2 protein-coding genes are annotated in these 1,153 nt (G+C 43.0%); both read right to left on the minus strand.

Annotated elements, in window-relative coordinates; genetic code table 11:
- The coding region (locus IQR33_RS26895; protein ID WP_089190247.1) for a flagellin at positions 1–488 on the minus strand (488 nt) is incomplete at its 3' end.
- 506 nt (positions 489–994) lie between these two features.
- A partial coding sequence (locus IQR33_RS26900; protein WP_265575813.1) for a flagellin occupies positions 995–1,153 on the minus strand: 159 nt, incomplete at its 5' end.

A 1,153-nucleotide genomic window follows, 5' to 3' on the forward strand; every position in this document is an offset into this window, starting at 1 on the left:
TCTTTTAGCTCAAGCATCACTGCTTCACCGTTATCCGCACCGATTTGGAACGATTTCGCACCGTGTGTGCCGTTTAGTAGCTTGTTACCACCGAAAGAAGTGGTTTCTGCGATACGGTTTAGTTCGTCATTTAGCGCGGTCACTTCTTCTTGAATCGCAACACGTTCTGCTTTCGAGTTTGAACCGTTTGCTGATTGTAGAGACAAATCACGCATACGTTGAAGAATGTTAGTGGTCTCGTTCATTGCACCTTCAGCAGTTTGTGCAATCGAGATACCGTCGTTCGCGTTACGAACAGCCACATCCAGGCCACGGCTTTGTACGTTCAAGCGGTTCGAGATTTGAAGACCCGCAGCGTCGTCTTTCGCGCTGTTGATTTTGAAACCTGAAGACAAACGTTCCATAGAAGTTTGTTGTGCTGAGTTTGCGTTGTTTAGGTAACGCTGAGCGGTCATCGCTGATACGTTTGTGTTTACATTCACTGCCATGGTGATTTCTCCAATTGATTTTCCGATGTAGCGGTTTCCGACGTCTCGGAAAACCAAGTAGTTCTCTCAAAGTTACCTCTATTAACGACACCAAATTCAGAAGCTTTAGAAAAAAGTTTAAAAAAATAACATTGCGAGATTTAGCTAATAAAATTGAAGAAAAGTAAGAAAAAGTGCTCAAGTTTCCACAAATCGAGCCGAGAGTGCCAAATTGTATAGAAAACCAGCGAAAGGAAACAATTGAAGATAAGTTCGCAGACGATAGACGTAAGAATTAGAAAAGAAAAAGCCCCTTTTCCTTTGAGAGAACTGGGGCTAGGTTGGTCGCCAGAGCCTATGTGGAGATCAAGAGAAATGAACACATTTCCGGCATACCGAGTGCAACTTTACATTGAAAATGATTGGCAGGTGAGAGATGAGAGAGCCGCTCATTCTATTGTAAAGTTGCTTGCCAAAAGCCTGCATTCCCATCCACGTCTGAATGTATTGAGTACAGGCTAAGTAAACTACTGCAATAGTGACATTGCAGAGTTTGGCAACTGTTTCGCTTGAGCAAGAATCGATGTACCTGCTTGTTGCAAAATTTGTGCTTTGGTCATTTGCGTGGTTTCTTTCGCAAAATCTGTATCTTTAATTCGGCTGTTCGATGCGTCAACGTTTTCTTG

It is taken from the genome of Vibrio sp. OPT46, assembly GCF_015163535.1.
Taxonomy (GTDB): domain Bacteria; phylum Pseudomonadota; class Gammaproteobacteria; order Enterobacterales; family Vibrionaceae; genus Vibrio; species Vibrio alginolyticus.